At 63.4% G+C, this 26,170-nt stretch carries 22 protein-coding genes and 1 rRNA gene; 11 read left to right on the top strand and 12 right to left on the bottom strand.

Going from position 1 to position 26,170, the window contains the following annotated elements; all coding sequences use genetic code 11:
- Nucleotides 1–174 precede the first annotated feature (174 nt).
- The 10 genes from rrf (at nucleotide 175) to VA602_RS23980 (ending at nucleotide 10,556) form a co-directional block, all read left to right on the top strand.
- Nucleotides 175–290, top strand: a 5S ribosomal RNA gene (rrf, locus tag VA602_RS23935).
- Nucleotides 291–451: 161 nt separating this feature from the next.
- Nucleotides 452–1,345, top strand: a complete 894-nt coding sequence (locus VA602_RS23940; RefSeq protein ID WP_323454533.1) for a LysR family transcriptional regulator — start codon at nucleotides 452–454, stop codon at nucleotides 1,343–1,345.
- Nucleotides 1,346–1,492: 147 nt separating this feature from the next.
- The gene (acnA, locus tag VA602_RS23945) at nucleotides 1,493–4,150 is read left to right on the top strand and encodes an aconitate hydratase AcnA (RefSeq protein WP_323454534.1); all 2,658 of its coding nucleotides are present in this window, start codon (nucleotides 1,493–1,495) and stop codon (nucleotides 4,148–4,150) included.
- Between the two features lie 96 nt (nucleotides 4,151–4,246).
- Nucleotides 4,247–5,299, top strand: a complete 1,053-nt coding sequence (locus VA602_RS23950; protein WP_323454535.1) for a lactonase family protein — start codon at nucleotides 4,247–4,249, stop codon at nucleotides 5,297–5,299.
- 99 nt (nucleotides 5,300–5,398) lie between these two features.
- Nucleotides 5,399–6,127 (top strand): transporter substrate-binding domain-containing protein, encoded by a 729-nt coding sequence (locus VA602_RS23955; protein ID WP_323454536.1) that lies wholly within the window; start codon nucleotides 5,399–5,401, stop codon nucleotides 6,125–6,127.
- A 48-nt stretch (nucleotides 6,128–6,175) separates the two neighbouring features.
- Nucleotides 6,176–7,819: an acetolactate synthase large subunit gene (locus VA602_RS23960; protein ID WP_065861364.1), complete on the top strand. Its 1,644-nt coding sequence runs from the start codon at nucleotides 6,176–6,178 to the stop codon at nucleotides 7,817–7,819.
- 151 nt (nucleotides 7,820–7,970) lie between these two features.
- Nucleotides 7,971–8,525, top strand: a complete 555-nt coding sequence (locus VA602_RS23965) for a UPF0149 family protein (RefSeq protein WP_323454537.1) — start codon at nucleotides 7,971–7,973, stop codon at nucleotides 8,523–8,525.
- A 274-nt stretch (nucleotides 8,526–8,799) separates the two neighbouring features.
- Complete coding sequence (locus tag VA602_RS23970; protein WP_054892945.1) at nucleotides 8,800–9,429, top strand: glutathione S-transferase family protein; 630 nt, start codon at nucleotides 8,800–8,802, stop codon at nucleotides 9,427–9,429.
- Between the two features lie 22 nt (nucleotides 9,430–9,451).
- Nucleotides 9,452–9,622: a hypothetical protein gene (locus VA602_RS23975; RefSeq protein WP_323454538.1), complete on the top strand. Its 171-nt coding sequence runs from the start codon at nucleotides 9,452–9,454 to the stop codon at nucleotides 9,620–9,622.
- A gap of 37 nt (nucleotides 9,623–9,659) precedes the next feature.
- The gene (locus VA602_RS23980) at nucleotides 9,660–10,556 is read left to right on the top strand and encodes a LysR family transcriptional regulator (RefSeq protein ID WP_063543527.1); all 897 of its coding nucleotides are present in this window, start codon (nucleotides 9,660–9,662) and stop codon (nucleotides 10,554–10,556) included.
- A 7-nt stretch (nucleotides 10,557–10,563) separates the two neighbouring features.
- Here VA602_RS23980 and VA602_RS23985 read toward each other — a convergent pair whose 3' ends face one another.
- From VA602_RS23985 to VA602_RS24020, 8 genes are all read right to left on the bottom strand, one after another.
- Nucleotides 10,564–11,427, bottom strand: a complete 864-nt coding sequence (locus VA602_RS23985) for an aldose 1-epimerase (RefSeq protein WP_323454539.1) — start codon at nucleotides 11,425–11,427, stop codon at nucleotides 10,564–10,566.
- A gap of 26 nt (nucleotides 11,428–11,453) precedes the next feature.
- On the bottom strand, nucleotides 11,454–12,383 hold the full coding sequence (locus VA602_RS23990; protein ID WP_323454540.1) for an EamA family transporter: 930 nt from the start codon (nucleotides 12,381–12,383) through the stop codon (nucleotides 11,454–11,456).
- A 164-nt stretch (nucleotides 12,384–12,547) separates the two neighbouring features.
- Entirely contained in the window at nucleotides 12,548–13,828 is a 1,281-nt protein-coding gene (locus VA602_RS23995) for a TRAP transporter large permease (RefSeq protein ID WP_054892941.1), read from the bottom strand.
- Nucleotides 13,829–14,356 carry a TRAP transporter small permease gene (locus VA602_RS24000; RefSeq protein WP_054892940.1) on the bottom strand — a complete coding sequence of 176 codons (528 nt, stop codon included), beginning with the start codon at nucleotides 14,354–14,356 and terminating at the stop codon, nucleotides 13,829–13,831. It abuts the gene before it with no gap.
- A gap of 63 nt (nucleotides 14,357–14,419) precedes the next feature.
- Nucleotides 14,420–15,391, bottom strand: coding sequence for a TRAP transporter substrate-binding protein (locus VA602_RS24005; RefSeq protein WP_323454541.1), 972 nt, complete (start codon nucleotides 15,389–15,391; stop codon nucleotides 14,420–14,422).
- Between the two features lie 62 nt (nucleotides 15,392–15,453).
- On the bottom strand, nucleotides 15,454–16,335 hold the full coding sequence (locus VA602_RS24010) for a glucurono-1,5-lactonase (RefSeq protein ID WP_323454542.1): 882 nt from the start codon (nucleotides 16,333–16,335) through the stop codon (nucleotides 15,454–15,456).
- Between the two features lie 27 nt (nucleotides 16,336–16,362).
- Complete coding sequence (locus tag VA602_RS24015) at nucleotides 16,363–17,169, bottom strand: NAD-dependent epimerase/dehydratase family protein (protein WP_323454543.1); 807 nt, start codon at nucleotides 17,167–17,169, stop codon at nucleotides 16,363–16,365.
- Between the two features lie 97 nt (nucleotides 17,170–17,266).
- The gene (locus VA602_RS24020; RefSeq protein WP_200603558.1) at nucleotides 17,267–18,505 is read right to left on the bottom strand and encodes an OprD family porin; all 1,239 of its coding nucleotides are present in this window, start codon (nucleotides 18,503–18,505) and stop codon (nucleotides 17,267–17,269) included.
- A gap of 595 nt (nucleotides 18,506–19,100) precedes the next feature.
- Here VA602_RS24020 and VA602_RS24025 point away from each other — a divergent pair.
- The gene (locus VA602_RS24025) at nucleotides 19,101–19,712 is read left to right on the top strand and encodes a TetR family transcriptional regulator C-terminal domain-containing protein (protein WP_323454544.1); all 612 of its coding nucleotides are present in this window, start codon (nucleotides 19,101–19,103) and stop codon (nucleotides 19,710–19,712) included.
- Between the two features lie 25 nt (nucleotides 19,713–19,737).
- Here VA602_RS24025 and VA602_RS24030 read toward each other — a convergent pair whose 3' ends face one another.
- From VA602_RS24030 to VA602_RS24045, 4 genes are all read right to left on the bottom strand, one after another.
- Nucleotides 19,738–20,610 (bottom strand): LysR family transcriptional regulator, encoded by an 873-nt coding sequence (locus tag VA602_RS24030; protein ID WP_323454545.1) that lies wholly within the window; start codon nucleotides 20,608–20,610, stop codon nucleotides 19,738–19,740.
- 289 nt (nucleotides 20,611–20,899) lie between these two features.
- The gene (locus VA602_RS24035) at nucleotides 20,900–21,424 is read right to left on the bottom strand and encodes a BRO-N domain-containing protein (protein ID WP_323454546.1); all 525 of its coding nucleotides are present in this window, start codon (nucleotides 21,422–21,424) and stop codon (nucleotides 20,900–20,902) included.
- A 194-nt stretch (nucleotides 21,425–21,618) separates the two neighbouring features.
- A complete protein-coding gene (locus VA602_RS24040; protein WP_054892954.1) occupies nucleotides 21,619–22,869 on the bottom strand; it encodes a ribonucleotide-diphosphate reductase subunit beta in 1,251 nt (416 codons plus the stop codon).
- Nucleotides 22,870–23,105: 236 nt separating this feature from the next.
- Complete coding sequence (locus VA602_RS24045; protein ID WP_054892920.1) at nucleotides 23,106–25,985, bottom strand: ribonucleoside-diphosphate reductase subunit alpha; 2,880 nt, start codon at nucleotides 25,983–25,985, stop codon at nucleotides 23,106–23,108.
- Between the last annotated feature and the right edge of the window lie 185 nt (nucleotides 25,986–26,170).

Here is a 26,170-nt window from a genome sequence, read left to right on the forward strand (position 1 = left end):
GTTGAGCTAACCAATACTAATTGCCCGTGAGGCTTGACCATATAACACCCAAGCAATTTGCCTTGCAGATTGTGGTGGTGAAGACGAAACGAACCGAAAGTTCGAAGCGACTCACAAAGATCACATATCCGAATTAGCTGGCGTGTCTGCAAAGGCGCACTGGCAACCGAATTTCTTGACGACCATAGAGCATTGGAACCACCTGATCCCATCCCGAACTCAGCAGTGAAACGATGCATCGCCGATGGTAGTGTGGGGTTTCCCCATGTGAGAGTAGGTCATCGTCAAGATTCATTTCGCAAAACCCCTATCTGCGCGAGCAGGTAGGGGTTTTGTCTTTCTGGCGTTCGCCAGGTCGCATCGCTCCCCCACGCCGACACTATGCACGCCACGGGACAAGCCTGCCTCTACAGGGTATGGTGCACCTCTATTCCTTCCTGACCCGGCTCGCATGCGCTACGACCTCACCAGCCTGGACCTGTTCATCACTGTCGCCCAGGAGCGCAATCTAACGCGCGCTGCCGGTATCAAGCACCTGGCAGTCTCGGCGATCAGCAAGCGCATCAGCGAACTCGAGGCGCAGATCGGGTCGCCGCTTCTGATTCGCAACGCGCGCGGTGTCGAGTTGACGCCTGCCGGCCAGTCCCTGCTCTATTACGCCCGTCAGCTCAAGCAGACCATGGCACAGCTGGACAACGAACTCAGCGAGTTCGCCGCAGGGGTCAAGGGTCATATCCGCATCCACGCCATCACTTCGGCGCTGTCGCAGTTCCTGCCCCAGGACATGGCTGGCTTCGCCCAGCTTTACCCACAGATCAAGTTCGATATCGAGGAAGGTATTGGCTCGGCGGTCGTCCGGGCTGTGGCCGACGATCACGCCGACCTCGGTATCATCTCCTCGCACACCGCCCCTTTGGGGCTTGAAACCCTGCCTTACCGGCACGATGAATTGGTGTTGGTGGTGCCAACAGAGCACGATCTGGCCAAGCGCCGCACCGTGCACTTCAGCGAGGTGCTGGCGTATGAGTTCGTCGGCCCGCACCTGGACAGTACCCTGTACGGCCTGCTCACCGAACAGGCCAAAACAATAGGGCAACCTCTCAAGCTACACATCCGTATCAGCAGCTTCGACTGCATGTGTCGCATGGTCGCCAATGGCCTAGGTATTACCGTTCTGCCGCGTAGCGCGGTGGAGCCCTACGTGCGCAGCCATCGTCTCAAGCGTGTGACCTTGTCGGAGCCCTGGGCCCATCGCTCATTGCTGCTGGTATTCAAGAAGTACGAGATCGCCTCGCCGACGCTCAAGACCTTCATCGATCACCTGCGCGCACCCTCCCAGCCATAACATCCCTTCGAGCGTTCTCCGATGGAGAACGCTGACGTGGTAATCGATCAATTTTCACTCCGCGCTCCAGCGCCTAGCATTGGCCGACCTGCAGCGTCGTCGCCTGGACGACGACATGACAACGACAAGAAGCCGAGCGACAAGCGCATGATCGACAATGCCCACCTGATGAGCCCCCTGCAGATCGACCAGGATCGCTTCACCTACCTCGATCTCAAGAAACTGCTGGCTCCCACCCAACTGCAACGCCTGCCTTACGCCATCCGCATCCTTCTGGAGAACGTGGCGCGCTGCGCTCCCGAGGCGCTGGATGCCGTGCTTGCCCGCGCCGTTGGCGATGGACCGGACTGCGAGGTGCCATTCCAGCCCAACCGCCTGATGTTCCACGACACCACGTGCCTGCCGGCCCTGGCCGATTTTGCTGGAATGCGTGATGTGGTCGCTGAACTGGGCGGTGACCCGGCGGCGATGAACCCGCTGATTCCTGCGGTACTGACCATCGACCATTCGGTGATCGTCGAACACTACGCACAAGCCGATGCGGTGGAGCAGAACCTCGAGATCGATTTTCGTCGCAACAGCGAGCGCTATCGCTTCATCAAATGGGCGCAGAAGAGCCTGGACAATTTCGCTGTCATTCCACCGGGTACAGGCATCATCCACCAGATGAACATGGAGGCCCTGGCCAAGGTGGTGTGGGAAACCCGCACCGCCGAGGGTCAGCGTTTGCTGCACCCTGACGACATGGTCGCCACCGACAGCCACACGCCGATGATCAACGCCATCGGCGTGCTTGGCTGGGGTGTCGGCGGCCTGGAAGGGCAGGCGGCGATGGTGGGAGAGCCGGTGCCGATCAACTTCCCCCAGGTTATCGGTATTCGCGTCAGCAACGCCCTGCGCCCTGGGGTGACCGCCACCGACCTGTCGCTGCACGTCGCCGAGATCCTGCGTCAGCGCTCGGTGGTGGGCAAATTCGTCGAGTTCACAGGCCCGGGTCTATCGAACCTCGGCTGGGCTGCGCGTGGCACGGTATCGAACATGGCGCCCGAGTATGGCGCCACCGTGGTGTTCTTCCCCTTCGATGACCAGACCCTCGATTACCTCAAGCTCAGCGGTCGCTCCGCCGAGCTGTGCCTGCAGGCCGCCACCTACCTGCAGGTTCAGGGGCTCTATCGCCACGACGACCTGCCGGAGCCTGAGTTCGACGAACTGATCGAGCTCGACCTTGCCAGCATCGAGCCCAGCGTTGCAGGCCCCTACCAGCCGCACCAGCGTCAGCCGCTGTCGCGCGCCGGTGAGTCGTTCCGTGAACAGGTGCTGGGCGGAAGCGAGCTGATCGGTAATCGCTACCTCGAGCCCAGCTTCGGCGAGGCCATCGACCATGGCGCCGTAGTGCTCTCGGCCATCACCAGTTGCACCAACACCGCCAACCCCGCGCAGATGATCCAGGCCGGTCTGCTGGCCCGTCGCGCGCGGCACTTGGGGCTCAAGCGCAAGCCTTGGGTGAAGACCTCGCTGTCGCCCGGTTCGCAGGTGGTGGCTGATTACCTGAGCGAAGCCAACTTGCTGCAAGACTTCTCCGCCCTGGGTTTCGACCTGGCCGGGTTCGGTTGCATGACCTGCATCGGCAACTCCGGCAAGCTCGAGACGCATGTCGAGGCCTTTGCCGATCAAGGCCTGAAGGGGGTGGTGGTGCTTTCGGGCAACCGCAACTTCGAAGGTAGGGTAAACCCCAAGGTACCTGCAGGCTACCTGGCGTCGCCTGCACTGTGCGTCGCCTTCGCCATTGCCGGGCGCATCGATATCGACCTGACCCGCGAACCGCTTGGTCAGGATAGCGCCGGTAACCCGGTTCACCTGCACGACCTGATGCCCGCCGATGACGAAGTGCAGGCGCTGGTGGCCCAGGTGGTCAAGCCTGAGTTCTTCCAGCAGCGCCTGGCCACGGCGTGGGACGGTACCCATCATTGGCAGGCTCTCTCGGCCGAAGGCAGCGTGCAGTTCCCCTGGGATGCGCGCTCGACCTACCTGCGCCGCCCGCAGTACCTGGCCGATATCCAGGCCGAACCCAAGGCGAGCCTGGCAATCGAGAACGCCCGCACGTTGATGGTGCTGGGGGACAACGTCACCACCGACCATATCTCCCCAGCCGGCGCCATTCCCGCCAGTAGCCTGGCTGGCCAGTGGCTGCTGGCTCGCGGCGAAGACCCACAGGACCTCAACCAGTATTCGACCCGGCGCAGCAACCACGAAGTCATGCTGCGCGGTGCCTTCACCAACAAGTCGGTGAAGAATCGCCTGCTCGGTGACACCCAGCCTGGTGTCGGCGCCTGGGCCTGGAATGCCGACCACAGTCAGTGCCTGCCGCTTTACGAAGCCGCGCAGAGCTATGCCGGTACCCCCATGGTGGTGTTCGCCGGTATCAACTACGGGGCTGGCTCCAGTCGCGATTGGGCGGCCAAGGCCCAGGCATTGCTCGGCGTGCGAGCCGTGGTGGCGCGCAGCATCGAGCGTATCCACCGCAGCAACTTGATCGGCATGGGTGTGCTGCCGTTGCTGTTCCCGGCAGGGCGGGGTGTCGAAGACCTGCAGCTCGACGGCAGCGAGCAGTTCGACTTCATCGGCCTCGACGAACTTAGGGGCGGTGACAACCGTATCCGCCTGCAGGTGCGCCGCGTCGATGGCGGTGTCGATGAGGCCGAGCTCATCGCACGGTTCGACTCGCAGCAGGAGATCCGCTACCTCAGCAATGGCGGTGTACTGCCCTACGTCATTCGCAAGGTGGTGCAACGCACCCGCGGCTGAGGCCCCGGTACGAACGGTTGAACAGGGCGCGGACTTGCCTGGCAGCTCCGCGTCCCTGACCATGTCACCTACCCGCAACTGGGAGAACGACCCCCTATGTACGCCTATGTCGGCTCGCGCACGACCCGGGAGCGCAACGCCCGCGGCGATGGCATCACCGTCTACCGCCTCGATCAGGCCAACGGCAGCCTGGAGCAGGTCCAGGTCGTCGGCGACCTGGTCAACCCGTCCTTCCTGGCGCTGAATCGAGCCGGGGACCGGCTCTACACGGTGCATGGCGACCTCGACGAGGTCAGCGCCTTCACCGTCGACAAGGTCACTGGTCGGCTCGCGTTCCTCAACCGACAGCGCTGCGAAGGCAAGAATCCGGTGCACCTGGCACTGGACCCGAGCGAGCGCTTCCTGGTGGTCTCGAACCACCTCACGGGCACGCTTGCCGTGCTCAATGTCGAACAGGACGGCCGCCTCGGCACCCTCAACCAGTTGCTCGAGCTCGAGGGCCCGATCGGCCCGCACCGCATCGAGCAGCCCTTTGCCAAGCCGCACTTCAACCTCTTCGATGCCTCGGGCCAGTTCGTCCTGGTGCCGGACAAGGGGCTGGATCGGATATTCAGTTTTCGCTTCGATAACGGCCGGCTGCATCCCGCCGAGCAGCCTTTCGTCACTACCCGTGAAGGTGCCGGACCGCGTCATGTCGCGCTGCACCCGAAGGCGCCGTTCGCCTATGTGATCAATGAATTGGATTCGACCGTCACCACCTACCGCTTCGACCCCCACAGCGGGGCACTGCAGCCGTTGCAGGTACTCTCGTCGCTTCCGTCGAGCTACACCGGCAACAGCCGTGCCTCGGAGATCGATATCGACCGCAGCGGTCGCTTCGTCTACGCCTCCAACCGCGGCTATGACAGCCTTGCCGTGTATGCGGTCGATGTTGCCAGCGGCCTGCTGAGCCTGATCGAAGTGCAGCCCAGTGGCGGCAAGACCCCACGCTTCTTCGCCCTCACTCCCAATCAGCGGTTCCTCTTCGCGCTCAACGAAGACAGTGACAGCGTCGTGGCTTTCGCCGTCGATCCCGAGCAGGGGAGGTTGCGCCAGACCGGTTTCTCGGTGCTCACCGGCAGCCCGGTGTGCATGGTCTTTTCTGCCTGAGCTGATGCTCGGATCGGTGAGGGCCTTTTCGCGGGCAAGCCCGGTCCCACAGCCAGTCGCTGTAATCATCAGTCCCACTCATAGCCCAGCGGAGTTCCAATGACTCTCACTATCCCCAAGGCCGTCCTCGAAGAACTCGCCCCCGATGGCGTCCTGCGTGCTGCCATCAACTACGGCAACCCGGTCCTCGCCCAACGCGGCCCTGATGGCGAGCCCCAGGGCGTCTCGGTCGCCCTGGCCAGGCAGTTGGCTGAAGAACTGGGCGTGCGCCTTGAGATGCGTACCTTCGACGCTGCGGGCAAGGTATTCGCCGCGCTGGAGGAGGGCGCCTGGACCTTGGCCTTCCTCGCCATCGAACCGGTGCGCGAGGCGCAGATCGCCTTCAGCGAGCCCTACGTGCTGATCGAGGGCACCTACCTGGTCAGGAAAGATGCCCCCTTCCAGCACGTCGACGAGCTCGACCAATCCGGCCTGCGCCTGGCCGTCGGCAAGGGCGCGGCCTACGACCTCTACCTCAGCCGCACCCTGCAGCATGCCGAACTGTGCCGCGCCGACACCTCCGCCGCTGCCGTCGATCTGTTTGTCGAAGAAAACCTCGACGCCGCCGCAGGTGTGCGCCAGCCTTTGCAGAAGGTCGCCGACACTGATCCACGCTACCGTGTGCTCGACGGTGCGTTCACCGCGATCCGTCAGGCCATGGCTGTTCCGAGGGGCTGCGACAATTCGGCTGCATTCGTACGTGACTTTGTCGAGCGTTGCCTGCGTCAAGGCTTTGTTCGGGGGGCTTTGCTGGCCACCGGACAGACCGATGTCAGCGCACCGCGCTGACCGTCCCTGGACTCCACCCACGTCCAATCAATTGAGGTAACAAGCAAGATGGCCAAGGCCGCCGATGTCGTTGTGCAATGCCTGGAAAACGAAGGTGTCGAGTATGTGTTCGGCATTCCCGGCGAGGAGAACCTCGACCTGCTCGAATCCCTGCGCAAGTCGAAGATCAAGCTGGTACTGACCCGCCACGAGCAATCCGCAGGCTTCATGGCCGCCACCTATGGTCGCCTGACCGGCAAGACCGGCGTCAGCCTGTCGACCCTCGGCCCTGGTGCTACCAACTTGGTGACCGCCAGTGCCTACGCCTACCTGGGCGGCATGCCGATGATGATGATTACCGGCCAGAAGCCGATCAAGAAGTCCAAGCAGGGCCGTTTCCAGATCATCGACGTGTGCGGCATGATGGACCCCATCACCAAGTACACCCACCAGTTCGCCTCGGCCGACAACATCCCGGCGCGCATGCGTGAAGCCTTCCGCCTGGCCGAAGAAGAAAAGCCTGGCGCCGTGCACCTGGAACTGCCCGAAGACATCGCCGCCGAGCAGACCGACGCGCTGCCGATCCCGCGCAGCCTGCACCGCCGTCCGCTGGCCGAGCACGTGGCCATCGAAGCCGCCGTGCAGAAACTGCAGAACGCACGCAACCCGATCCTGGTGATCGGTGCCGGTGCCAACCGCAAGATGACCGCCAAGGTCCTCAAGCAACTGATCGACAAGACCGGCATCCCGTTCATCACCACGCAGATGGGTAAAGGCGTGGTCGACGAGCGCCACCCGCGCTTCCTGGGCAACGCTGCGCTGTCGTCCGGTGACTTCGTACACCGCGCTGTCGAAGCAGCTGACCTGATCATCAACATCGGCCACGACGTGATCGAGAAGCCGCCATTCTTCATGGTCCGTGGCGGCACCGAGGTCATTCACATCAGCTTCCGCTCCGCCGAAGTCGATGCCGTGTACTTCCCGCAGGTCGAAGTGATCGGCGACATTGCCAACGCCGTGTGGCAGATCAGTGAAGCGCTGACCGACACCTCGCACTGGGACTTCACCCGCCTGATGGCGATCCGTGAAGCCAACGAGGCGCAGATCGCCGAAGGTGCCGACGACGACCGCTTCCCGGTCTACCCGCAGCGCCTGGTTGCCGACATCCGTCGCGTGCTGCCCTCCGAAGGCATCGTCGCGCTGGACAACGGCATCTACAAGATCTGGTTCGCCCGCAACTACAAGGCGCACAAGCCCAACACCGTGCTGCTGGACAACGCCCTGGCGACCATGGGCGCCGGTCTGCCGTCGGCGATGGCTTCGCACCTGGTGTACCCGGACCGCCCGGTGATCTCGGTGTGCGGCGACGGTGGCTTCATGATGAATAGCCAGGAGCTGGAAACCGCCGTACGTCTGGGCATGCACATCACCGTGGTGATCCTGCGTGATGACGGCTACGGCATGATCCGCTGGAAGCAGGCCAACATGGGCTTCACCGACTTCGGCCTGGACTACGGCAACCCGGACTTCGTCAAGTACGCCGAAGCCTACGGCGCCAATGGCCACCGCGTGGAAAGCGCCGAAGGCCTGCTGCCGCTGCTCGAGCACTGCATCAAGACCCCAGGCGTGCATGTGATCGACTGCCCGGTCGACTACAGCGAGAACGACCGCATCCTCAACAGCGAGCTGCGTGAGCGCGCGCTGGCGGTGTAAGGCCTGAGGTGTCTTCGCGGGCAAGTCGGCTTCCCGGCAGGTCGGGGAAGCGGGCTTGCCCGCGATTGCATTGTGGCGGGCAACAAACGCTTCACCTTATTTTTCCCTGTGCTAGGGTGCACGCACATCCGCTTTTCAGGACACCCGCACCATGCTCCCGCCGCTCAGCGAAAAAGAACTCGACCGCCTCGAAGACCTCCTGATCACCTACGGCAACGACTACTCGGTACTCAACCTCGCCGAGCTCAACGGTTTCTTCGCTGCGCTGGCCAGCTCCCCTGTCAGGGTCAACCCCGAGCAATGGCTGCCAGCCGTTGCCGGCGGCAAGGTGCCCAAGTTCAAGAAGCCCGCCCACGAGGAAGCCTACACTGCGCTGATGCTGCGCTACGCCAACCAGGTCGCCGAGCAGTTGGCCGAGAACCTCGACGGCTTCGAGCCGCTGTTCGAGGAGAGCGAGGGTGAGGAAGGGCCAGCGATCATTCTCGAAGAGTGGTGTTTCGGCTACATGCGCGGCACCCAGGTTGCCGAGTGGAGCGAGTTGCCAGCGCCGCAGGACGCCTTGCTCAAGGCCATTTCCTTGCATGGCCTGGAAGACAACTTCGAGCTGCTCGATGCGATGAGCTTCGACGAACATCAGGCCTGCGTGCCAGGCGTGATCGAGGCGGCCCGCGGTCTGTATCGCTATCAGAAGCTGATACGCAACTGATCACTTGCGCTTCATGGCGAAGTCGACACTCAGAGCAACCGGTGGCCATTGACCTGCCACCGCTGCCATCTATTGCGGTGGCTTCTTCGCGGGCAAGCCTGTTCCCACAGGGTTTTTGGGCAGTGCACCGCTTGTATTATTCCGCTCAGCGAAATTATGGATTGCTGGCCACACGGATTCTGTTGAACGGCGAACAGGTGCAGGATTCACTCCAGCAGCGCCACTCTTGGATACCGGCGCTCAGACCTCAACCCTTTGAACCGGAGTCCAGACCATGTCCAACCCTATCAAGCTCTATCACTTCCCCAAGTCCGGCCACGCTCATCGCGCCCTGCTGATGCTGTCGCTGCTCAAGCTGCAGCCGGAAGTCATCTTCGTCGACCTGGCCAAGGGCGAGCAGAAAAAGCCTGAGTTCCTGGCCCTCAACCCGTTCGGGCAGGTGCCTGTGATCGACGACAACGGCACCGTCATCGGCGACTCCAACGCCATCCTCGTCTACCTGGCCAAGACCTATGGCCAGGGCCGCTGGTTGCCCCAGGACGCTGCCGGTGAAGCCCGTGTACAACGCTGGCTGTCCATCGCCGCAGGCCCCGTCGCCTTCGGACCTGCCGCTGCCCGCCTGATCACCGTGTTCGGTGCAGGCTTCAATGCCGACGAAGTCATCGGTCGTGCCCATAACCTGCTCAAGGTGCTGGACGCTGAGCTCGGTAAGACGCCGTTCCTCACCGGCAGCGAGCCGAGCATCGCCGACGTCGCCAACTACTCCTATATCGCCCATGCGCCGGAAGGCAACGTGTCGCTGGAGGCCTACCCGAATGTGCGAGCGTGGCTGGCACGGATCGAGGCACTGGACGGTTTCGTGGCGATGCCGCGCACTGCGGTAGGGCTGCAGGCCGAGGCGTGATCCACGCGACAGGAGATGAGTGATGAACGTCGTCGAACCGCTCGAGAGGTATGCCGCGTGGCCTGGGGACAGCTGCCCTGATATCGACACGCTCGATGTCCCGGCGCTGCCCTGTGCTGCAGAGTGTGAGGCCAGTTACCTGCTGCCGCAGGTCATCACTCATCCCGACCTACTCATTCGCCCCGGCTGCTGAAATAATCGCACATCGTTTCCAGGCAGAAGGGCAGGGCATGGACCACATCCACCTGATGAAGGTATTCGTCGCCGTCGGCGAGCTGGAAAGCTTCGCTGGCGCGGCACGGCGGCTGGACATGTCGCCCGCTGCGGTGACCCGCGCGGTCAGCGCCCTCGAAGAACGCCTGGGGGTCAAGCTGCTGCTGCGCACCACCCGCAGCGTGCGCCTTACCGAGGCCGGTGGCCGTTATCTGGAAGACTGCCGCAGCATCCTCGCCAGCATCGCCGAGGCGAACGAGGCGGCTGCCGGGGTCAATGCCACGCCCAAGGGCGAACTGGCGGTGACCGCGCCGATCCTGTTCGGCAAGAAGTTCGTCATGCCCAGCATCGTGCGTTACCTGCAGCAGTACCCTGAGGTTGACGTGTCGGCCTACTTCCTCGATCGGGTGGTGAACATGGTCGAGGAGGGCATGGATGTGGCAGTGCGCATCGGCCAGTTGCCTGACTCCGGGCTCAAGGCCCTGCGTGTGGGCAAAGTCAGGCGCATGCTCTGCGCCTCGCCTGATTACCTTGCCAGGCACGGCGTACCGACTCACCCCTCCGAACTGCATGAGCATGTGGTGATCGCCACCACCAACCTGTCGCCACGTGCAGGCTGGCGCTTCGGGCTGACCGACGAGCCGACCATGGTGCGCATGAAGCCGCGCCTGACCGTGACCAGCAACGACGGTGCCATTGCCGCAGCATGTGCAGGCCTGGGTATCGCCCGGCTGCTGTCTTACCAAGTGGTCGAGGAGGTCGCCAGCGGTCGCCTGCAGGTGGTGCTCGCCGATTTCGAGGAGGCGCCCTGGCCCATCCATATCCTGCACCGCGAGAGCAAGTACGGCTCGGCCAAGGTGCGCGCGTTCATCGACATGCTCGCCGCCGACGTGCGCGCCAAGGGCCTGGACTGACTGTCCGTCAGCCTGGCAGATAACGCAGGCGCAAACCCAGGCTGGCCTGCTCGCCCTGTTGCAGCAAGCGCAGCCCCGGTCGCCCGGGCAGGTGATGGGCGTTGATCGGGTGGCTGACCGGCTCGAAGCAGAAGAAGTCGCGATCCTGCGGACAGAACAACAGAAAGTGCTCGGCCCCGGTGGCCTGGCATTCCAGGCGATAACCCGCGTCGGGTTGTTCGATGGTGCACGTGCCTGTCCAGCCTGCGAAGGCGTGATCGATCTGGGTCGGTGGCAGGTGGCTGGGGCTGTCGAAGCGCCAGGCCTGCGGAATGGGCGCCAGCCGTGATGGCAACTCGCCGGTCTCGCCAAGCCACACCTGGCTGGCGGACGCCTGCAGGCGGGTGTCCGGATACCGCGGAAAGTACGGATGCAGGCCCAGCCCGTGCCAGGTCGCCTGCGCGGCAAGGTGGGTGACGTGCAGCTCCAGGTCAAGACGCCCCTCGTGCAGGTGCACATCCAGCATTGCCTGGTAGGCGAAGGGCTGCTGGCTGTCGAGGACCAGCCGTGCTCGCCGCTGGCTGTGGTGCTCCACGCGCCACGGTTGCTGCCAGGCGCTGCCGTGGATCGGGTAGGGATCGTGGTCGGTGTTCGCGGCCAGGGCCTGCCAGCCGTCCGGGCGGGCGAAGCCGCCTGCGGCGATGCGATTGGACCAGGGCACCAGCGGATAGCAGGCCAGGCGCCGGGGTGAGCCGCTGGCGCGTGCTGCGGCGTCGCTGTGGCGCAACAACGCCTGGCCGGTGGCCTTGACCTGCCAGTTGACCAGGCTGGCGCCCAGCGCGGGGGCCAGGGTGAGGCGAGTCAGGCGGTCCTGCAGGTGCAGTTCGGTCATTGCGCTGTTCTCCGGCAGGGCCGTGATCATTTCGCCGCGGGCTGACGGCGGTACGTCAGCAGCACGATGCCACTGACCACCACCGCCCCCCCGAGCAGTTGCAGGCCGCTCAACTGTTGGTCGAGCAGGGCCCATCCCAGCAGCAGGGTGGCGATCGGTTCGATGTTCATCACTGGCGCGTTCTGCGCCATGTTCAGCCGTGGCACGCAAACGAACAGCAGGGTGAATGCCACCCCGTACAGCACCACCAGGCTGGCCAGGGCCATCCATCCTCCTGCGCTGCCCGGCAACGACAGGCCCGCCGGCACCCAACCACCAGCGCCTGCCACCAGCATGCTGGTGAACACGATCAGCAAGGTCAGCAGGCTGCGGACCGGGCCATGCACAGCGGCCAGCTTGTTGTCGGTGATCCACAACGCACAGGCGAACACGCAGGCGGCACAGAAGGCCAGGCTGACCCCGAGGGTCCAGTGCGGATTGCTCGCGCCACTGTCGGCCAGGCGCCCCGGCACATCCAGGGCCAGCACCAGGCCGCAGAGGATCAGGGCCATGAACATCACTGTGCGCCCGGTTGGACGTATGCCGTTGAGCGCCCAGTTGAGCAGCGCCAGCAGAATCGGGAAGGTGTTGCCCACCAGCAGTGCCAACGCCACCGGGATGCGCGCCACCGCCGAGTACAGGCACAGGCTCTGGGTGGCGATCAGCAGCCCCAGCAGCAGTTGCCAGCGCCGCGTGCCGCTGGGCAGCCCCACGGCCTGGCGCTGCCAGAGCACGAGGCTGGCCAGGGCCAGGAAGGTGATGCCCGAGCGGCAGAGGATCGCCAGCAGCACGCCGGTGCCGTCATCGAAGGCGATGCGGGCGGCGATGTGGTTGCCGGCGAACGAGCAGGCCAGCAGCGCCAGGAGGGCGATGGCCAGCTTGCGTGGGAAGAGGGACGGTGAGGCGGGAACAGCCATGTGCAGGGTCCATTTGCAAAAGTGGTCGACAGTGAGGGCTTGCAGAAGCGGGGGCCTACGCCAAGGACACCGCACTGCATGGCCACCCGCTCTGCCGGTGATCGCGGGACAAGTCGGGGCGCCGAACCGCCGCTCACACCGGGATAGAGCGGCTGTCCGCGAACTTACAGCACCACGCTTGGCAGCCACAGCGAGATGGCAGGGATGTAGGTCACCGCCATCAATACCAGGAACAGCGCCAGGTAGAACGGCAGCAGCGCCTTGACCGTCGACTCGATACTGACCTTGCCGATCGCCGAGCCGACGAACAGTACCGCCCCCACCGGCGGGGTGATCAGGCCGATACCGAGGTTGACCAGCATGATCATGCCGAAGTGCACAGGGTCCACGCCGATGCCGGTGATCACCGGCAGCAGGATCGGGGTGAGGATCAGGATCAGCGGCGCCATGTCCATCACCGTGCCCAGCAGCAGGAGCATGAAGTTGATGCACATCAGGATCACGTAGCGGTTGTCCGACAGGGTCAGGAACGCGGTGGTGATCTTCGACGGGATCTGCATCAGCGTCATCACATAGCCGAAGCTGGCTGCGAAGCCGATCAGGATCATCACGATGGAGATGGTCCGCACCGTGCGATGCATCAGCTTGGGCAGGTCGCGCCACTTGTAGTCGCGGTAGATGAACATGGTCACGAAGAACGACCACACCACCGCCACGGCCGCCGACTCGGTGGCGGTGAACACGCCCGAGAGAATGCCGCCGAGGATGATCACCATGGCCATCAGGCCCCAAAGCGCTTCACCGGCGATCTTCAGCGCCTGGCGCATCGGGATCACTTCGCCCTTGGGGTAGTTGCGCTTCTTGGCGAACAACAGGCACAGGCCCATCATCACCGCACTGAGCAGCAGGCCAGGCATCACCCCGGCCATGAACAGCGAGGCGATCGATACCGTGCCGCCTGCGGCCAGCGAATAGAGCACCGAGTTGTGGCTTGGTGGGGTGAGCAATGCCTGCACCGAGCCGCTGACGGTCACCGCGGTGGAGAATTCGCGCGGATAGCCTTTGCGCTCCATCTCCGGGATCAGCACCGAACCGACCGAGGCCGTGTCGGCCACCGAGGAGCCGGAAATCGCGCCGAAGAAGGTCGAGGCCATGATATTGACCAGCGACAGCCCGCCACGCACGAAGCCCACCAGCACCCCGGCGAAGGCCACCAGGCGCCGCGACATGCCGCCCTCGGCCATGATCGCACCGGCCAGCACGAAGAACGGAATGGCCAGCAGCGAGAACTTGTTAACCCCGCTTGCCACCTGGATCATCATCGCCTGCAGCGGAATGTCGATCCACCAGGCACCGATCAGTGCAGAGAGCCCCAGGGCATAAGCCACCGGCATGCCCAGCAGGATGAGCGCGATGAAACTGCCCAACAGAATGAACGCATCCATTTATGCCGCTCCTTCGCTTTCTTCCACCAGGTCGAAGCGCACCACCTTGCGGTTGCTCTGATCGCCCAGCACGAGTTTTTCCAGCACGAAGATCAAGGTCAGCACGCCGCCCACCGGGATCGGCGCATAGGTCATGCCCACCCGCACACCCGGCAGCGAGGCCAGAAACTGGTTCCACGTCGTGATGCACAGCTTGGTGCCGTACCAGGTCATGAACAGGCACACCACGATCATCAGCACCTGCACCAGCACGCCAACCAGCTGGCGCAGTGGGGCGGGCATGCGATCGGTGAGCATCGCCACCGCCATGTGTGCGCCGGCGCGGTAGCTGGCGGCGGCGCCGACGAAGGTGAACACCACCATCAGCAGGATCGCCACCGGCTCCGGCCAACTGGAGCCGGTGCCGAGTACGTAACGGGCGAAGATGCCCCAGGGAATGATCAGCGACATGGTCAGGATCGACAGGCCAGCGATCCAGATGCAGCTGCTGTAGAGCCTGTCGTTCAGGCGCAGGAAAAACGTTTTCATGGGCATCACCAAGGCGGCGGCACGGCGGGCACCGTGCTGCCGGGGTCGTCTGGAAGAAGTGGCTTACTCGACCGCGTCGATACGCTTCATCAGGTCGGCGTACTGCGCACCGTATTTTTCGCGTACCGGGGCGGTGGCGTCATAGAACGGCTTGGTGTCCACGGCGATGAACTCGACACCCGCGGCCTTGAGCTTCTGTTCGCTGGCGGCAGACTTGGCGTCCCACAGTTCGCGCTCTTCCATCTGAGCTTCACGTGCGACCTTCTTCACCAGCGCCTGCTGGTCGGCCGTAAGCTTGTTCCAGGTGGTCTTGGACATCACCACCGGCTCCGGCAGGATCAAGTGGTTGGTCAGGGTGAAGTACTTGGCGCTCTGGTAGTGGTTGTGCTCGAGCAGGGTCGTCGGGTTGTTTTCGGCGCCATCGATCACCCCGGTCTGCAGGGCGCTGAAGATCTCGCCGGTGTCCATGGCGATGCCGTTGCCGCCCATGGCGTTGATCATGTCGATGAACAGCGGGTTGCCCTGCACGCGGATCTTCATGCCCTTGAGGTCATCGATGCTGCGCACCGGCTTCTTGGTGTAGATGCTGCGCGAGCCGCCATCCATCCAGGCCAGGGCCACCAGGTTGAATTCGGAGTTGGTGATCTTGTCGAGGATCTCCTGGCCGATCTCGCCATCGATGATCTTGCGCATGTGCGCCTGGTCGCGGAACACGAATGGCATGTTGAACACGTTCACATCCGGCACCACCGGGCCGACGATGCCCAGGCTCACGCGGGTCATCTGCACCGCGCCGATCTGCGCCTGCTCGATGACTTCCTTTTCCGAGCCGAGCACCCCGCCGGCGAACATCTTGAAAGTGATATCGCCATTGCTGGCCTGTTCGAGTTTCTTGCCCATGTTCTGCTCGGCGACCACGGTCGGGTAGCCGGCTGGGTGGATCTCGGCGAACTTGATGTCCAGTGCGCTGGCGGCACTGGACAGACCGAGGGCCAAGGGGAGGGCGGCAAGAAGCAACGTGCGTTTGAAGGTCATGATGAAACTCCGTGGTTTTTATTATCTGGTTTCGGTCGTGCAGGTGTTGGTGAGGTGGGCGCTCAGCCCTGCCAGGGTGTTTCCTCCAGGCCTTTGACGCCGGGGTTCAGGGCGAACACGCCGCCGGCCAGGGGCTGGTCGGCGAGGTCGATGCCGCCGGGGCGGATCGAGGTGACGAACAAGGTATCGAGGTGGGTGCCACCGAAGGCGCACATCGCCGGCTTCTTCACCGGCACGCGCAGCGAGCGGTCCAGGCGGCCATCGGGGGTAAAGCGGTGGATCACCCCCTCGTCATTGCCGCAGATCCAGTAGCAGCCGTCCTGATCGACAGCCGCACCATCGGGGCGGCCGGGATGCTCGCGCATGTCGACGAACAGCTGCCGGTTATGGGGCGTACCACTGTCGATGTCGTAGTCGAACGACCAGATCGTCTGCACCGTCGGGTGCGAGTCGGACAGGTACATGCGCGTGCCGTCCGGGCTGAAGGCCAGGCCGTTGGGCACGATCATGCCCTCGAGCTGGCGGTGCAGACGCTGGCCGTCGTATCGGTACAGCGCGCCGACCTGGGCGCCCTGCTGCATGTCCATCAGCATGGTGCCGGCCCAGAAACGGCCCTGGCGGTCGCAGCGCCCGTCGTTGAAGCGCATCCCTTCGCGAGCGTGCTCGACGCTGGCCAGGCGGGTGCCGAGCAGGCGCCCATCCTCGGTCGGGTCGAGGGTGAACAGGCCGCTCTCCATCGCCCCGACCCAGCCCTGTGCGCCATGGGCGATGCAGGCCAGCATTTCATCGCCCTGCCAGACGTCGTGGTTGCCATCGGCCAGGCGCCAGCGGTGCAGTTGGCGGGCGGGAATATCGACCCAGTACAGGGCCTGCTCGCCGGCATGCCACACCGGGCTTTCCCCGGTGGCGTTGCGCGCGTCGACGATCAGTTCACAGTGCTGCATGGTGCTGCTCCTTGCACGCAGTGGCGGTCAGTCGAAGGGGCCGGCAGCGACGAAGGCGCCGCCCTGGTAGACCATGCTTGGATCGTCGGCGGGAGGCGCGGGCCTTGATTCGACGTCGGCGCGGAACACCTCCGAACTGTCCTTGGGCTGGTAGCCCAGGTGTTCGGCGTGGCGGTTGTCCCACCAGACGGTGCGGTTGTCGGAGGCGCCATAGACCACGGTGTGGCCGACGTCAGGGGTGCGCAGGCTGCGTTCGATGAGTTGCAGCAGGTCGTCGTAGCTCAGCCAGGTGCAGAGCATTCGTGGGTTCTGCGGTTGCGGGAAGGACGAGCCGATACGGATGCTGACGGTCTCGATGCCGTAGCGGTCGAAGTAGAAGCTGGCCAGGTCCTCGCCGTAGCTCTTGGACAAGCCGTAGTAGCCATCGGGGCGGCGAGGGGAGTGGGCATCGAGCCGCTCGTCCTGGCGGTAGAAGCCGATCACATGGTTGGAACTGGCGAAGACGACGCGTTTTACCCCGTGCTTGCGCGCCGCTTCGTAGATGTGGAACACCCCGCAGATATTGGGGCCGAGGATATCCTCGAAACGGTGCTCGGTGGACACCCCGCCAAAATGCAGGATGGCATCGACGCCTTCGACCAGCGCGTGTACCGCAGCCTTGTCGGCCAGGTCGCAGGTGATCACTTCTTCATGCGGACCGGCAGCAGGTGCCATTGGAGCGATATCGGAAAGGCGCAGGACTTCGGCGCTGCCTTTGAGGCGTTCGCGAAGCACCTTGCCCAGGCCGCCTGCCGCTCCGGTGAGCAGCAGGCGTTTGAAGGGAGTAGTGGTCATGGCCAGCTCTTGTCGTTGATTGTTGTAGGTTGTCGTACGACATGGGTCGATTATCGACAGCGAATTCGTGGCTTGTCAATGCATGGATGGCATCGGTCTACAGGATCGACAGCGGATAGTTGAAGATCAGCCGGTTCTCGTCGAACTCGTTGTTGCTGAAGCTGCGGCGGATGTTGGAGTTGCGCCACTTCACGCTGAGATCCTTGAACGGGCCGCTCTGGATCACGTAGGCCAGTTCCGATTCACGCACCCACTCCTTGCCATCGCTCACCGCGCCGCTGTGCACATCGCGGCCGCTGATGTAGCGGTTCATCATGCTCAGGCCGGGGATGCCGACGGTGACGAAGTTGAAGTCGTGGCGCACCTGCCAGGAGCGTTCGTTGGCGTTGTCGAAGCTGGCGTTGTAGCTGTCGTTGGCCAGGGTGCCGCCGCTGGTGCCGTTGACCCGCATCCAGGTATCGCCGCTGACCTTCTGCAGGCCGACCCAGAAGGTATGGCCGGCATAGCGCGCCGAGAACATGCCCGAGTAGGTCTTGTTGTCCAGCTTGCCGGCGCGTTCGGCGCCGTCGTCCTCGCCCTGGAAGTAGCCGAGGTTGGCGCCCAGGGTCCAGTCGCCCAGTGGCTGGCTGTGGCTCAGTTGCAGGTACTGCTGCTGGTAGACGTCCTTGAGTTGGGCATTCCACAGCCCGACCAGGGTGCGCTTGTCGTTGAAGCTGTACTCGCCGCCGACGAAGTTGAAGCGGTCGGACACCCCACCGCCGAAACTCATGTCTTCCATGCTCGCATCGTTGCGTGGGCTGTTGCCGCGGAACTGCCCGCCGTAGAGCGTCAGACCGGCGATCTCGCTGGACGTCACCTGACCCCCACGGAAGGTCTGCGGCAGCGAGCGGCCATCGTCGGAGCGCAGGATCGGCAGTACCGGCATCCACTCGCCGATCTTCAGCTCGGTCTTGGAGATGCGCGCTTTACCTGCCACGGCCAGGCGTCCGAAATCGTCTGCCGGGCGGCCGTCGTCATGGCGTGGTAGCAGGGCCGTGCCGTAAGTGCCGCCACCACCGTCGAGCTTGACCGACCACAACCCCAGCACATCCACGCCGAAGCCGATCGGCCCCTCGGTGAATCCCGAGCGGGCGTCGAGGATGAAGCTTTGGGTCCATTCCTCGGCCTTGCTTTGCGGGTTGCTCGGGTCGACGAAGTTGCGGTTGATGTAGAAGTTGCGCAGGTTCAGGGTCGCCTTGGAATCTTCGATGAAGCCGGCGGCCAGTGCTGCGTCGGGCAGTGTCCCCAGGGCGGTGGCGCCGAACAGGGCGAAGGGCAGGGTCTGGCGGATTTTCATTATTGTTGTGCTCCCAGCAGTGAGGCAGCCGCCTGCCAGGCGCGCGCAAGCGACCGATGACAGGGGCGGTGGGGTTGATGGCCCGTCGTGGGCCAAGGTGAAACGCGCGGATCGGGCGCTCAGGTGCCCGTCGCTGCCAGCGATGTGGCGCGGCGGCGAATGTTGGAAAGAGGGGGAGGCGAATAGCGTGGGTAGGATGTCGACATGATGGGCTTCACTGGTTGTTGTTTTTGTTGTGTGTTGTCGTACAACTGTGGCGATTATTAACAACCGATGAAAATGCTGTCAACGCTTTTGCGCAAAGGAATCGATGGGCTATACCGAGTGTTTCAGAGGTTTTTTTTGCCAAATTGCAAAGGAAGGGCTCTAGATCGGTTACGGTAAAGAGATCCTATAACTAGGGTTTGTCTTCCGAAGTCCCATTGCTTTTTCGCGGGTAAACACCTGCACCCCGGTACAAGCTGGCCCCATACCTGTGGGCGGGTTTACCCGCGAAAAGCACAATTGCCCTACTGCTGATCAATCCCTGTCATGGCGCCAGCAAGAAGCCTGTCACCTCGGCATTGAGGGCGCCGCTGCATTCCTCCGGCAGCCAGTGCCCGCAGCCTTCCAACACTTTGCCGGTCACATCGGTGCCGTAGCGGCGCATCTGCTCGGCCTGGAATTCACCCAGGCCACCGTTGCCGCCACCACCGATGGCCAACGCCGGAATGCTGATGCGGGTCTTGCTCAGTTGCTAGAGACCGGCAAGGGCTCGGCCGTGTCGCTATTCCAGGAATGTGCCCAGCGCTACCTGGCGACCTATGCGCAGGTCACCGAGTGCCTGTGGAACCTGGACCTGCCACCGCGTCAGGCGCTGGAGCAGGCATTGCGCCAATCCGCCCGCATGCAGTGCGAGGACGGTCACCCGAAGGGCTGCATGGTCGGCCTGGCAGTGATGAGTGCACCCTCTGCGGAACTGGCGCAGGTCACCGCACCCTTGAACCGCTCCCGGGCACGCACCCGCGCCGGCATCGCCGACTGCGTCAGCCGTGCGCTCGATGCCGGTGAGCTGCGCCAGGACGTCGATGCCCAGGGGCTTAGCGTGATGTTCGACAGCTTTCTGGTCGGGCTTTCGACCCTGGCGCGGGACAACATCGGCATCGAAGCGATGGAGCGCGCGATCACCCAGGTGATGCGGCTTTGGGACAGCTCGGTAGCTGTGTAGTCGTGCAGCCCGATGGTTATCTGCTTTAGTGCCTATGTGCGGCTAGCATCTCGATATAGCGCTGCACCGCCGGCGCCTTTTCGAAACGACGATGCAGCAGGGCCAGGCACGAGCGCGGTTGGCAATCTTCGATCGGCCGGTAGTTGACCTGCGGCAGGCTGACCCGGCGTACCATCGACTCCGGCACCACCGCGATGCCCTGGCCCAGCGACACCAGGGCCACCACTGCCACCAGGCTGCCGGGCTGCGGCCCCAGGTGGGGGGTGAAGCCGCCCTGTGCGGCTACCGCCAAGGTGCCGGAGATCTGCTCGGGCAGGATGAAGGTTTCCCCGGCCAGCCGTGCGGCGTTGATCTGCGGCAGTTCGTTGAGGCGGGAGCTGGAGGGCAGGGCGAGGACGAAGCCTTCTTCCAGCAGCGTGATGGCGTTCAGTTCCTCTGGCAGCTCCATGGGCATTCGTACATAGGCGAGGTCGAGCAGCCCGTCACGAACCAGCTCGGGCGAGGCCATCATGCCGACCTCGCGAATATTGAGCTGGACGCCGGGGCAGGATTGACCGAAGTGCGTCACTTGCTGCTGCAAAAGCCCCGAGTACGCCGCAGAAGCCACATAACCCAGCTCGATATGCCCCACATCACCCCGCCCGGCCCGCTGCGCGCCAAGTTGCGCAGCATCGAACTGGCGCACCGCCTGCAACGCCTCGACCCGCAGCGCTTCACCCGCGGCGGTGAGACGCACGGCCCGCTGGTTGCGCTGGAACAGGCGCACACCCAGTTCGTTCTCCATGTCCTGGATCTGCCGGCTCAGCGTTGGCGGAGCGATGCCCAACTGCTCTGCGGCACGGGTGAAGTGACCGTGCTGGGCAACGCTCAGGAAGTAGCGGAAATGGCGGATTTCCATGGGGGTATTGGCTCGGGGATTTGATGATGGTGCAACGCTACAGGGGGGATGGCTTGGGTGCCAAGCGCCTGCGCGTTTTAATCTTGTCTAGGTGCTGGCGCAGTTCAGGTTACCTTGCTAGCTACAGTTCGCCGCCTGCTGCGATTTTGCAATGGTTGTCACACCGCCCTTGTGGGAGCGGGCTTGCCCGCGAAGAGACCATCACAGTCCCACAAAAGCAGCTGCCATCCCCAGTACGATCTGTCGAAGCGGCGAACCCTCAGGCATCTGCGATATGCCACAAGCCCAGCTAAACCCCATGCAGTCGCAAAGCCCGCTGGGCGCATTCCATCCAGCTCATCCTGCGCTTGACTGCAACCCCAGCCTCATCCCCAGCCAGCATCACCGGCATATCCCGCATCTTCATCCAGGGCTCGCTCTGCCAATAGAGCAATGTCGCCGTCCGCCCTCCAGGCCAGCACATCTGACCCAGTCGCGGCGCTTCATCCCCATTCATCTGCCCATCACGCAGCACTGCCACCACCTCGTGGGTCAGCCAGCGCCGCAAGTGACGGTTCTCCGGAATGTGATGATGGGCCAGCAGGGTGTAGGCCCCTGACTCGCTGACCATGGCGGTTTTCTGATACTTGCCGTAGCGCAGCAATTGCACGGTGCGATGCTGGTCCGGGTCGAGCTTGCGGATGCCGTGTTCATCGAAGAAGCGCCCGGCCATCCGACCGAGTTCGTGGGCGCAGAACCAGGCTTGGGATTCGAGCCAGAGGGTGTGGAGGTGACGGTTGTGGTAGGTGAAGAGGGTGGGGGAGCAGTAAGTCATGATGGGCTATCCAGACCAGGAAAAGCCGTTTCTAACGGGAACGGGATTCCGCCATGTGAGCGTTCTTAGCGCTCCGACAAACTACTTGGATTGCCGTTGGGCAATTAGCGAGATGCGTGTAGGAGATGTCCTGACCTGAAATTCGGGCAATAAAAAAGGCTGCCCGAAGGCAGCCTTTCCGAATCGCCAGGCGATCAATCCCAGCTCAACGCCCCACCAGTCTGATACTCAATCACACGCGTCTCAAAGAAGTTCTTCTCTTTCTTCAAGTCCATGATCTCGCTCATCCAAGGGAACGGGTTGGTCGTCCCTGGATACTCTTCCTTCAGACCAATCTGGGTCAGGCGACGGTTGGCGATGAACTTGAGGTAATCCTCCATCATCGCCGCGTTCATCCCCAGCACGCCGCGAGGCATGGTGTCGCGGGCGTATTCGATCTCCAGCTGGGTCCCTTGCAGGATCATCTGGGTCGCTTCTTCCTTCATCGCCGCATCCCACAGGTGCGGGTTCTCGATCTTGATCTGGTTGATCACGTCGATACCGAAGTTCAGGTGCATCGACTCGTCGCGCAGGATGTACTGGAACTGCTCGGCGACACCGGTCATCTTGTTGCGGCGGCCCATCGACAGGATCTGGGTGAAGCCGCAGTAGAAGAAGATGCCTTCCAGTACGCAGTAGTAGGCGATCAGGTTGCGCAGCAGCTCTTTGTCGGTTTCGACGGTGCCGGTGTTGAACTCCGGATCCGAGATGGCGCGGGTGTACTTGAGGCCCCAGGCGGCTTTCTTCGCGACCGACGGGATTTCGTGGTACATGTTGAAGATCTCGCCTTCATCCATGCCCAGCGACTCGATGCAGTACTGGTAGGCGTGGGTGTGGATCGCCTCTTCAAAGGCCTGGCGCAGGATGTACTGGCGGCACTCGGGGTTGGTGATCAGGCGGTACACGGCCAGGGCCAGGTTGTTGGCAACCAGCGAGTCGGCGGTGGAGAAGAAGCCGAGGTTGCGCATCACGATGCGGCGCTCGTCTTCGGTCAGGCCGTCCATGCTCTTCCACAGGGCGATGTCGGCGGTCATGTTGACCTCTTGCGGCATCCAGTGGTTGGCGCAGCCGTCGAGGTACTTCTGCCAGGCCCAGTCGTACTTGAAAGGCACGAGCTGGTTGAGGTCGGCGCGGCAGTTGATCATGCGCTTCTCGTCGACCGCGACGCGGGCCGAGGAGCCTTCGAGCTCGGCCAGGCCTTCGGCGACGTCGAGGGCGTCGAGGGCAGCCTTGGCGCGCTTGACCGCGTCGGAGTCGGTCGCGGTGGCGGCGCGGGCTTCCAGGGCGGCGGCACCGCCGGCGCTGTCGAGCTTGTCGAGGGTGGCGCTGGCATTGGCCTGCGCAGGAGTGTTGCCTTTGGCGGCGACTTCGCCGTCTTCCTTATCGAATTCGTCCCAGCTCAGCATGGTGAGGTTCTCCTGCTTGAGGGCCATCTATGGAGTATGGCCGGTGGATCTTGGTTGCGGTGCGGTGCACGCAAATCGGAAGCGCCCTTTGAGGGCTGGCCGCAGCACTGGGCGGCGGCTTTTTATGTCTGTCTGCAGGAGAGGTGGTGGCCTCTTCGCGGGTAAACCCGCTCCTACAGGGTGCTGTGCTATGGCACAGAAAGTTGAGGCTTCCCGGGGGAAGCCTCAGCCAAGCCTTACTGGCAGGCTTCGCAATCCGGCTCGTCGATGGCGCAGGCCTTCGGTACCGGGGCTGGGCCCGCGGCCTGGACCGGGGCGCTGTCGCCGCCGCTGGAAACGGCGTTGAGCTTGCCGGTGTTGATGGTCGACTTCTCGGTGCTGGTCGCGGCCAGGGCACGGAGGTAGTAGGTGGTCTTCAGACCACGGTACCAGGCCATGCGGTAGGTGACGTCCAGCTTCTTGCCCGAAGCGCCGGCGATGTACAGGTTCAGCGACTGGGCCTGGTCGATCCACTTCTGGCGACGCGAGGCGGCATCGACGATCCACTTGGTGTCGACTTCGAACGCGGTGGCGTACAGGTCCTTCAGCTCTTGCGGGATACGCTCGATCTGCTGCACCGAACCGTCGTAGTACTTCAGGTCGTTGATCATGACCGAGTCCCACAGGCCACGGGCCTTCAGGTCGCGGACCAGGTACGGGTTGATCACGGTGAACTCGCCCGACAGGTTCGATTTGACGTACAGGTTCTGGTACGTCGGCTCGATCGACTGCGACACGCCAGTGATGTTGGCGATGGTTGCGGTCGGCGCGATGGCCATGATGTTCGAGTTGCGGATGCCTTTCTGTACGCGCTCGCGGACCGGAGCCCAGTCCAGCGACTCTTCCAGGTTGACGTCGATGTACTTGGCGCCACGGGCCTCGATCAGGATCTGTTGCGAGTCCAGCGGCAGGATGCCCTTGGACCACAGCGAACCCTGGAAGGTCTCGTAGGAGCCGCGCTCATCGGCCAGGTCGCACGAGGCCTGGATGGCGTAGTAGCTGACCGCTTCCATCGACTTGTCGGCGAACTCGACGGCAGCGTCCGAGCCGTACGGGATGTGCTGCAGGTACAGCGCGTCCTGGAAGCCCATGATCCCCAGGCCGACCGGGCGGTGCTTGAAGTTCGAGTTCTGTGCTTGCGGGACCGAGTAGTAGTTGATGTCGATCACGTTGTCGAGCATGCGCACGGCGGTCTTGACGGTACGCGCCAGTTTCGCGGTGTCCAGCTTGCCATCGACGATGTGGTTCGGCAGGTTGATCGAACCCAGGTTGCACACGGCGATTTCATCGGCGTTGGTGTTCAGGGTGATCTCGGTGCACAGGTTCGAGCTGTGGACCACGCCCACGTGCTGCTGCGGCGAACGCAGGTTGCACGGGTCCTTGAAGGTCAGCCATGGGTGGCCGGTCTCGAACAGCATCGACAGCATCTTGCGCCACAGGTCTTTGGCCTGGATGGTCTTGAACACCTTGATCTTGTTGTACTCGGTCAGGGCTTCGTAGTACTCGTAGCGCTCTTCGAAGGCCTTGCCGGTCAGGTCGTGCAGATCAGGAACTTCGCTTGGCGAGAACAGGGTCCACTTGCCGTCGTCGAAGACGCGCTTCATGAACAGGTCCGGGATCCAGTTGGCGGTGTTCATGTCGTGGGTACGGCGACGGTCGTCACCGGTGTTCTTGCGCAGCTCGAGGAATTCCTCGATGTCCAGGTGCCAGGTTTCCAGGTAGGCACAGACCGCGCCCTTGCGCTTGCCGCCCTGGTTGACCGCAACGGCGGTGTCGTTGACCACTTTCAGGAACGGCACGACGCCTTGCGACTTGCCGTTGGTGCCCTTGATGTACGAGCCCAGGGCGCGTACCGGGGTCCAGTCGTTGCCCAGGCCGCCAGCGAACTTGGACAGCATGGCGTTGTCGTGGATGGCCTTGTAGATGCCCGACAGGTCGTCCGGAACGGTGGTCAGGTAGCAGCTGGACAGCTGCGGACGCAGGGTGCCGGCGTTGAACAGGGTCGGGGTCGAGGCCATGTAGTCGAACGACGACAACAGGTTGTAGAACTCGATCGCACGGGCTTCGCGGTCTTTCTCCTGCAGCGCCAGGCCCATGGCGACGCGCATGAAGAACACCTGCGGCAGCTCGAAGCGCACGCCATCCTTGTGGATGAAGTAGCGGTCGTAGAGGGTCTGCAGGCCCAGGTAGGTGAACTGCTGGTCACGCTCGTGATTGATGGCCTTGCCCAGGCGCTCCAGGTCGTAGCCCTTCAGTGCTGGGTCGAGCAGCTCGAACTCGACGCCTTTCTCGACGTAGGCCGGCAGGGCCTTGGCGTACAGCTCGGCCATTTCGTGGTGGGTGGCGCTGTCGGCCACGCCCAGGAAGCCCAGGCCTTCGGCGCGCAGGGTGTCCATCAGCAGGCGGGCGGTAACGAACGAGTAGTTCGGCTCGCGCTCGACCAGGGTACGGGCGGTCATCACCAGGGCGGTGTTGACGTCCTTGATGGCCACGCCGTCGTAGAGGTTCTTCAGGGTGTCGCGCTGGATCAGGTCGCCATCGACTTCGGCCAGGCCTTCGCAGGCTTCGCTGATGATGGTGTTCAGGCGTGCCATGTCCAGCGGCGCCAGGCTGCCGTCGGCCAGGGTGATGCGGATGCTTGGGTGCGGCTCGACCACGGCGTCGGTGTGGGCGCGGGTGGCGCGCTCTTTTGCGCGCTGGTCGCGGTAGATCACGTAGTCACGGGCGACTTTCTGCTCGCCGGCGCGCATCAGGGCCAGTTCGACCTGGTCCTGGATTTCTTCGATGTGGATGGTGCCACCCGATGGCATGCGGCGCTTGAACGTGGCAGTGACCTGCTCGGTCAGGCGCGCGACGGTGTCGTGGATGCGCGACGAGGCGGCGGCGGTGCCACCTTCAACTGCAAGGAACGCCTTGGTGATGGCAACGGTGATCTTGTCGTCGGTGTAGGGGACGACAGTGCCGTTGCGCTTGATCACACGCAGTTGGCCCGGAGCGGTCGCAGCCAGATCCTGGTTCGAATCAGCGGCCTGCGGCGCCTTGGCCTGCGGGTTCTCGCGAGTTGTGTCGGTTTGCATGGGTGTCTCCACAGTTTCTATATTGTTCAGGCGCCTTGTGGGCGCCCACCGTTCCATCCATCAGTTCGACCGGCCCAGGCGGGGGATGCCACGCGCACGTGCATCCGCCCGCTCGGGCTCACCGACTTCGGGACAGACTCAGGAATAAGGGGCAATCACTTGCCGCTCCCTGGCCGAAGTCAAAG

Source organism: Pseudomonas machongensis (assembly GCF_034961125.1).
GTDB classification, from domain to species: Bacteria; Pseudomonadota; Gammaproteobacteria; order Pseudomonadales; family Pseudomonadaceae; genus Aquipseudomonas; species Aquipseudomonas machongensis.